Genomic DNA, 7,534 nt, shown 5'->3' with positions numbered 1-7,534 from the left:
CAGTTGGTCTCGCGCGGCACGTCGAGGCTGCAGGGTTCGACGATGAAGCCGGCCGCCTCGAGCTTTCGCAGCGCCTGCTCGCACAGTTCGCGAATGCCCGGTTCCAGCGGGAGGTCGGGCCAGAGGCTGCCCAGCCAGCCTATGCGCTTGCCGGGCGTACAGGCGATCGGGTCGGCGCTCTCCGGGTCCGGCACACTCTCCGAGAGCGACAGCGGTGCGCGCGCGTCCCAGCCGGCCATGGTGCACAGCAGCCGCGCCACGTCCTCGGTCGTGCGGCCCATGGGGCCCTCGGTCCCGAGTTGCTGGAAGAACACGTCCTCGGCCGGCACGGCGGGAACCCGCCCGCGCGAGGGGCGGAAGCCGAGGATGTTGTTGAAGGCCGCGGGATTGCGCAGAGAGCCGCCCATGTCGCTGCCGTCGGCGACCGGCAGCATGCCGAGCGCCACGGCCACGGCGGCACCGCCGCTGCTGCCGCCGGCCGACTTGCGCGCGTCCCAGGCGTTGCGGGTGATGCCGAACACCGCGTTGTAGGTGTGCGAGCCGAGGCCGAATTCCGCCGTGTTGGTCTTGCCGATCACGATCGCGCCGGCGGCACGGATGCGCTGCACGAAGAGCGCGTCGGCCGCGGGCATGCGGCGGCCAACCGCGGGCGACCCCATCGTCGTGGGCAGCCCTTGCGCGTCGCTCAGGTCCTTGATCGCGATCGGGAAACCGTGCATCCAGCCGGCGCGTTCGCCGCGGGCCAGGGCGGCGTCGCGCGCATCCGCTTCCGCCAGCAGTTCGTCTGGGTCACGCAGCGAGACGATCGCGTTGTGCCGAGGATTGAGCCGCTCGATGCGCTGCAGGCTCGCGCGCATCACATCACGGCACGACACTTCGCGTGCCGCGATTCGGCGCGACAGCGTGCTCGCGTCCAGCGCCAGGAGGTCTTCTTCGTCCGCCACGCCTCAGGCCCCCGCGAAATGCGCTTCGTGCTGCCGCCGCAGCTCGCGCTTGAGCAGCTTGCCGCTCGGGTTCTTGGGCAGCGCCTCGGTGAACACCACCGCCTTGGGCGCCTTGAAGCCGGCCAGGTGCTGCTGGCAGTGCGCCAGCACCTCGGCCTCGGTGAGGGTGTGGCCCGCCTTGGGCACCACGATGGCCAGCACCGCCTCGACCCAGCGCGGATGCGGCACGCCCACCACCGCCACTTCGGAGACACCCGGCAGCCGGTAGATCATCTCCTCCACCTCGCGGCTCGCGACGTTCTCGCCGCCGGTCTTGATCATGTCCTTCTTGCGGTCGACGACGGTGATGTAGCCCTCCTCGTCGATGGTCGCCAGGTCGCCCGAGTGGAACCATCCGCCCTCGAAGGCCGCGCGGGTGCGCTCGTCGTCGTGGAAGTAGCCCAGCATCACGTGCGGCGAGCGGTGCACGATCTCGCCCACCTCGCCCGGGCGCACGTCGCGCATCGCGTCGTCGACCACGCGCGTTTCCACGTTCAGCACGGCGCGGCCGCAGGAGCCCGGCTTGCGCAACTGGTCCTCCGGGCCGAGCATGGTGGCCAGCGGCGCGATCTCGGTCTGGCCATAGAGGTTCCAGAAGCGCACTTCGGGCAGCCGGCGGGCGAGTTCGCGCAGCACCTCCACCGGCATGATCGAGGCGCCGTAGTAGCCCTTGCGGAGGGACGAGAGGTCCGTCGTGTCGAACAGCGGCGAGCGCAGCAGCGCGATCCACACCGTCGGCGGCGCGAAGAAGGAAGTGATGCGGTGCTGCGCGATCAGGGGCAGCAGGTTGTCGGGCGTCGGCTTGGCGGTGATGAGGCTGGTGCCGCCGACGTAGACCATGGGGCCGAGGAACACGTCGAGCTGCGCGCAGTGGTACAGCGGCAGCGCGTGCAGCATCACGTCGCCGGCGGCGATGCTCGCATCGACCAGGCAGCTCGCGTACTGCCAGATCACGGCGTCGTGGGTGAGCATCGCGCCCTTGGGCGCCGATTCGGTGCCGCTGGTGTAGACGATCTGCGCCAGGTCACCGGAGTGCAGGTCGACCTCCGGCGGGGCCTCGCGCTGTTCCACCAGGTCGTGGAAGCTGGTCATGCCGGCGGCCGGCTCCGTGGCTTCCTCGGAGGGCAGCCAGACGAACTGGCGCACCTGGGTGTCGAGCGCCGCGGCGCTGCGCGCGAGCTCCGCCAGCCCCGAGTCGGTGGCCAGGACGCCGGCGCCGGCGTGGCGCAGGATGTACGCCGCCTCGTCGGCCTTGAGCATGAAGTTGATCGGCACCAGCACGGCGCCGAGCCGCGCCAGCGCGAAGCGCAGGGCCGCGAAGCCGTGCGAGTTGCGCGCCAGCACGGCGACCCGCGCGCCCTTGACTACGCCCATGCGGGCGAGGCCGGCCGCCAGCCGGTCCACGATGGCGTCGAATTCGCGGAAGCTCCAGCGCGTCTCGCCGCACAGGATGGCGGGCTTGTCGGGATGGCGCTTGGCGCTGCGGCGCAGCAGGTCGGCCAGGGTCTGGCGGCGGATGGCGGTGTCCACGGGCTCCTCCGGTGATGACGGAGCCCTATGGTGCCGCAAATGGAAACGCCCGCGGCTGCGGGCGTTTCCGGGCTTGCCTGGAGGCTCAGGAGCCGATCACCTGGTACTGCTTGCCCGGCCCCAGCAGGTGCCTCACCTGCTGCGCCAGCGAACCGAACATCTTGCCGGCCAGGCCCGGCTCCTCGGTGCCGAACAGGATGCGGTCGCAGCCGAACTCGCGCGCGGCCTGGGCGATCGTCTCCGCCGTGCGGCCCACCAGCACCGTGGCCGTGTAGGGGATGGCCTCGGCGTCGAGCAGCGAGCGGGCATAGGCGAGTTCCTCGTCGCCCGCGTCCTGCTGCAGCTGCTGCAGCTCGCGGGTGCCGAAGAACATCGCGACGTGGCCGGAGAGCTTGGGCTGCACCCGCACCAGGCGGATGCCGACGAACTCCTCGCGGTAGATCCGCACCGCCGCCTCCACCGCCGAGCGCGTGCGCGCCGGGCTGTGGGGATCGACGGCAACCAGCAGCTGCCGCATGGCGCGTCCGCTACGCGGCCGGCTGGTCCGCCGCGGCTTGCTCTTCGCGCTCGCCGGCAGCACGGTTGGCCAGGTATTTGCCCACCGCCACCACGATCACGGCGCCCGCGGCCGGAAGGATGTTGTGCAGGTAGTGGTGCTGCTCGACGAAGCCCTTGATGGCCGGATCGGTCAGCGTCATCTCGCCGGCCACCCAACCCAGCAGGGCGGCGCCCAGCGTGATGATGATCGGGAAGCGGTTCATCAGCTTCAGGATCAGGGTGCTGCCGAAGATGATCAGCGGGATCGAGATCACCAGGCCGATCACCAGCAGGGGCACGTTGCCCTTGGCCGCGGCGGCCACGCCGATCACGTTGTCGAGGCTCATCACCAGGTCCGCGATGATGATCGTCTTGATCGCCGCCATCAGGCCTGCATTGCTCTCGACGTCCTCGTCGTCGTCATCGCCCTTGAGCAGGCCGATGCCGATCCACAGCAGCAGCACGGCGCCCACCAGCTTCAGGTACGGCAGCGTCAGCAGGTAGACGGCGAAGAAGGTCAGGATCACCCGCAGCACGATGGCGCCGACGCTGCCGAAGATGATCGCGTTCTTCTGCTGCTTCGGCGGCAGCGACCGGCACGCCAGCGCGATCACCACCGCGTTGTCGCCGGACAGGACGATGTTGATCAGAATGATCTGGAAAAGCGCAACCCAGAACTCCGGGCTGGACATGAACTCCATGGTGTCTCCTGGAAAAAGGTTTCCGGACCCGACGCCGGGTCCGATCCCTGGAGACTACGAGCGCGCGCTGACAGGCTCTTAAAGCGCGGCTGTCGGCATCTTGTCGTCCAGCTTTCAGCCCGCTTACAGTGGCTGGTCCGCGCTTTCGGATACCGGGTTGTCCCGTACGGGCCCGGCGCCGGCGGCAGGCCGGAAGACGACGGTGAAGGTGTTGCCCACGCCGTCGACGTCCTCCTCCAGCGTGATGCTGGCGCCGTGCAGCCTGGCGATCTCGCTGACGATCGCGAGGCCGAGGCCGCTGCCGTCCTCCTGCGTGCCCAGCAGGCGGTGGAAGCGCTCGAAGATGCGGGCCCGCTCGGCCACCGGGATGCTGCGGCCGTCGTCGCTGATCGCCAGCTTGCACTGGCCCTCGGGCGTGTGGCCGGTGCGGACCGTGACCCGCCCGCCCTCGTGGCTGTAGCGGATCGCGTTGTCGATCAGGTTGTTGATCATTTCGCGCAGGCGGTCACGGTCGGCGTCGATCGTCAGCGGCTGCTCCACGCCCTCGAAGCCCAGGTCGATGTTGCGCTTGATCGCGTTGGGCACCCAGTCCATGCTGACTTCCAGTGCGAAGGCGTTCAGGTCGAGCGGCTGGAGTTGCACCGTCTCCAGCGCGCCCGGCTCGTTGCGGGCCAGCGAAAGCAGCTGCCGCACCAGTCGCGAGAGCCGGTCCGCGCTGATATAGAGCTGCGCCAGCGAATGGCGCACGCGCTCGGGATCGTTCTCGCGCAGCGCGAGCTCGATCTGCGCCTTGAGGCCGCTCACCGGTGTCTTGAGCTGGTGGGCGGCATCGGCGACGAAGCGGTTCTGGAAATCGAAGGTCCGGCCCAGCCGCGCCATCAGCTCGTTGACCTCGTCGACCAGCGGGCGCACCTCGCCCGGCACGTCGTGGGTGTCGATCGGGCTCAGGTCCAGGTGCGAGCGGTCGGAGACGGCGCGGCGCAGGCGCTGCAGCGGCTCCAGCCCGCGCGAGACGCCGAACCAGACCAGCGCGGTCGCCATCACGATCAACAGCAGCTGCGGCAGCACCACGTTGGCCACCATCTCCAGCGCCAGCCGGTTGCGCTTGTTCAGCGTCTCGGCCACCTGCACCTGCACGAGCGGTGCGCCGGGCGCGTTGTCCACCCGCATGCGGGCCACGATCATGCGCACCGGCTGGTCGTGCACGGTCTCCTGCGAGAACAGCGGCTCGCCGCCCGGCGCGACGCGCCGCCCCAGCGGCAGCGCGGTGTCGCCCCCGAGCACGGTGCCGTCGCCGGCGTCGACGCGGTAGAACAGGCGATCCTGCGCGTCCGTCAGCAGGATGTCGGCGGCCGGCTGCGAGAGGTCCAGCCGCAGGCGCGCGCCGTCGCGCCGCACGTGCAGCACGATCTCGCGCGCGATCTCGTGCAGCGCGCGGTCGTAGGCCAGGTTGGCCAGGCGCTGCGAAGTCCAGTACGCCGCCATCGCATCGAGCATCAGCAGGATCAGCAGCGGCCCGAGCAGCCAGGCGCGCAGCTTGCGCTGCAGGCGCGGCTCACTCGTGCGCATCGTTGCGCTCCATCAGGTAACCCATGCCGCGCACGGTGCGGATCTCGCAGCCCAGGGGCTCCAGCTTCTTGCGCAGCCGGTACACGTAGACCTCGATCGCATTGGCGCCGACCTCGTCGCCCCAGCCATAGAGGTGGTTGACCATCTGCTCCTTGCTCACCACCCGGCCCTCGCGCATCAGCAGCAGCTCCAGCACCGCGAGTTCGCGCGGCGAGAGCTCCAGCGGCTTCTTGTCGTAGAAGACGCGCCGGCCCACGGTGTCGAAGCGCAGCAGGCCGTGTTCCAGGTAGGGGGTGGACTGGGTGCCGCGCCGCAGCAGGGCCCGCACGCGCGCCTCCAGCACCGGCAGGTCGAAGGGCTTGGAGAGGTAGTCGTCGGCGCCGAGGTCGAGGCCGCGCACCTGGTCCTCCATGGTGTCGAAGGCCGTGAGCATCAGCACCGGGATGGTGGACTTGCGCCCGCGCAGGCGCTTGAGGACTTCCAGGCCGCTGAGGCCCGGCAGGCCGATGTCGAGGATCGCGAGGTCGTAGATCGCCAGCGTCAGCGCGTGGTCGGCCTCCTCGCCGGTGGAGACGATGTCGACGGCGTGCGCCGACTGCACGAGCGCGCGCGAGAGCGCGTCGGCAAGCACCTTGTCGTCTTCGACCAGCAGGATCCGCATCGGCGAATCCTAACCTCAGCGCTCAGACCGGCTGGTAGCGCCCGGGCCGGTGGTTGTAGACCAGCGCCAGGTTCACCGCCACCACCGCCAGCACCGACAGCGCCAGCCGGCGCGCATCGCCGACGTACCATCCGCCTCCCAGCACGATCAGCGCATCGAGCACCATCTGCGTCTTGCCGGCCGGCCAGCCCAGGCGGTCCTGCAGGCGCAGCACCAGCACGTTGAGCCCGCCCAGGCTCGCGCCATGGCGGAAGATGATCAGCATGCCCGCCCCGCACAGCAGCCCGCCCAGCACCGCTGCGAGGGCGCCGTCGATCTGCTGCAGCGTCACCGCCTGCGGCAGCCACCACGTCAGCAGCGACAGCAGGCTCACCGCGATGGCCGTGCGGAAGGTGAAGGCGCGGCCCATGCGCGTCCACGCCAGCAGGTAGAAGGGTGCATTGATCGCGAAGAAGACCGCTCCCAGGTCCAGGCCCGAGGCGTAGTGCAGCAGCAGCGCCAGGCCGACCAGCCCGCCCGGCACCAGGCCCGCGCACTTCATCAGGTAGATGCCCAGGGCGGCGAACAGCGTGCCCGTCAGCAGCCCCTGCACGTCGTCCTGCAGGCGGCGCCAGGCCGAGGGGGAAGCGGTAATGCGGGGGGCAGCCATGACCGCCCGACGATACGGCCTGGCGCACGGGGCCGGCTTGACCCAAGTCAGCACCGGCCGCACCGGCATGCGTGCCGGCCGGCCCCCCGACCGGCGCCCGCGGCGCAAACTCCGTGCTTTGCAGCGAAAGGGATGCACATGAACACGTATCTCGTGGTCGGCGCCTCGGGCACCGTCGGTTCCTGCGTCGTGCATGGCCTCGTGGACCGCGGCGAGGAGGTGCGCGCCATGACCAGCCGCGCCGAGCGCGCCGGCGCGCGCGAAGGCAAGGTGCTCTGGGTGCACGCGAACCTCGCCACCGGCGAAGGCGTCGCCGAGGCCTTCGAGGGCGTGCAGCGCGCCTTCCTGCTGGCGCCGCCCGGCCATGCCGACCAGCATGCCGTGCTGCGGCCGCTGATCGACGAAGCGCGCCGCCGCCAGCTGGAGAAGGTGGTGCTGATGTCGGCGATGGGTGCCAACGCGGTCGAGACCACCCCACTGCGGCAGGCGGAGCTCGCGCTGGAGCGCTCGGGCCTGGCGTACAACATCGTGCGGCCGAACTGGTTCATGCAGAACTTCCACACCTTCTGGCTGCACGGCATCAACACCCAGGGCAAGATCCTGCTGCCGGCCGGCAAGGCCAAGGTGAGCCTCATCGACGCGCGCGACATCGCCGACGTGGTGCTGCGCCTGCTCACGAGCCACGACCTGGACAACCAGGCCTTCGACATCACCGGCCCCGAGGCGCTGGACCACGACGAGGTGGCGGCCATCCTCTCGCGCGTCACCGGCAAGACCATCCGCTACCAGGAGATCACGCCCGAACAGATGAACCAGGCGCTGCTCGGCGCCGGGCTGCCGGCCGATTACGCCGCCTTCCTCGTGACCATCCTGGGCTTCCTGGCGCAGGGCTACGCCGCGCCGG

8 protein-coding genes are annotated in these 7,534 nt (G+C 70.2%); 1 reads left to right on the top strand and 7 read right to left on the bottom strand.

Features of this window, described 5'->3' with window-relative positions; all coding sequences use genetic code 11:
* The 7 genes from VFM98_RS16620 to VFM98_RS16590 all read right to left on the bottom strand — a co-directional run.
* Positions 1-944: amidase family protein (locus VFM98_RS16620; protein ID WP_325111012.1), on the bottom strand; the 944-nt coding region annotated here is incomplete at its 3' end.
* A 3-nt stretch (positions 945-947) separates the two neighbouring features.
* Positions 948-2,513: an acyl-CoA synthetase gene (locus tag VFM98_RS16615; protein WP_325111011.1), complete on the bottom strand. Its 1,566-nt coding sequence runs from the start codon at positions 2,511-2,513 to the stop codon at positions 948-950.
* 85 nt (positions 2,514-2,598) lie between these two features.
* Positions 2,599-3,030 carry a universal stress protein gene (locus tag VFM98_RS16610; protein WP_325111010.1) on the bottom strand — a complete coding sequence of 144 codons (432 nt, stop codon included), beginning with the start codon at positions 3,028-3,030 and terminating at the stop codon, positions 2,599-2,601.
* Positions 3,031-3,040: 10 nt separating this feature from the next.
* On the bottom strand, positions 3,041-3,751 hold the full coding sequence (locus tag VFM98_RS16605) for a TerC family protein (RefSeq protein ID WP_325111009.1): 711 nt from the start codon (positions 3,749-3,751) through the stop codon (positions 3,041-3,043).
* Between the two features lie 123 nt (positions 3,752-3,874).
* Positions 3,875-5,320: a sensor histidine kinase gene (locus tag VFM98_RS16600; protein ID WP_325111008.1), complete on the bottom strand. Its 1,446-nt coding sequence runs from the start codon at positions 5,318-5,320 to the stop codon at positions 3,875-3,877.
* Positions 5,307-5,981, bottom strand: coding sequence for a response regulator transcription factor (locus VFM98_RS16595; RefSeq protein ID WP_325111007.1), 675 nt, complete (start codon positions 5,979-5,981; stop codon positions 5,307-5,309). Before VFM98_RS16595 ends, VFM98_RS16600 begins: the two co-directional genes overlap by 14 nt.
* A 22-nt stretch (positions 5,982-6,003) precedes the next feature.
* Positions 6,004-6,630 carry a YitT family protein gene (locus VFM98_RS16590; protein ID WP_325111006.1) on the bottom strand — a complete coding sequence of 209 codons (627 nt, stop codon included), beginning with the start codon at positions 6,628-6,630 and terminating at the stop codon, positions 6,004-6,006.
* A gap of 138 nt (positions 6,631-6,768) precedes the next feature.
* Between VFM98_RS16590 and VFM98_RS16585 the strand changes: the two genes are divergently transcribed.
* The coding region (locus VFM98_RS16585) for an NAD(P)H-binding protein (protein ID WP_325111005.1) at positions 6,769-7,534 on the top strand (766 nt) is incomplete at its 3' end.

Origin of the sequence: Ramlibacter sp., from assembly GCF_035706265.1 — a bacterium.
GTDB lineage: Bacteria > Pseudomonadota > Gammaproteobacteria > Burkholderiales > Burkholderiaceae_C > Ramlibacter.
Note: the sequence above shows the minus strand (reverse complement) of the source record. Positions and strands in the feature narration are given on the sequence as shown.

Bases quoted from the DNA above. Each gene is read 5' to 3' on its own strand.
- VFM98_RS16590 (WP_325111006.1), bottom strand. From the start codon at position 6,630: ATGGCTGCCCCCCGCATTACCGCTTCCCCCTCGGCCTGGCGCCGCCTG.
- VFM98_RS16605 (WP_325111009.1), bottom strand. From the start codon at position 3,751: ATGGAGTTCATGTCCAGCCCGGAGTTCTGGGTTGCGCTTTTCCAGATC.
- VFM98_RS16600 (WP_325111008.1), bottom strand. From the start codon at position 5,320: ATGCGCACGAGTGAGCCGCGCCTGCAGCGCAAGCTGCGCGCCTGGCTG.
- VFM98_RS16595 (WP_325111007.1), bottom strand. From the start codon at position 5,981: ATGCGGATCCTGCTGGTCGAAGACGACAAGGTGCTTGCCGACGCGCTC.
- VFM98_RS16610 (WP_325111010.1), bottom strand. From the start codon at position 3,030: ATGCGGCAGCTGCTGGTTGCCGTCGATCCCCACAGCCCGGCGCGCACG.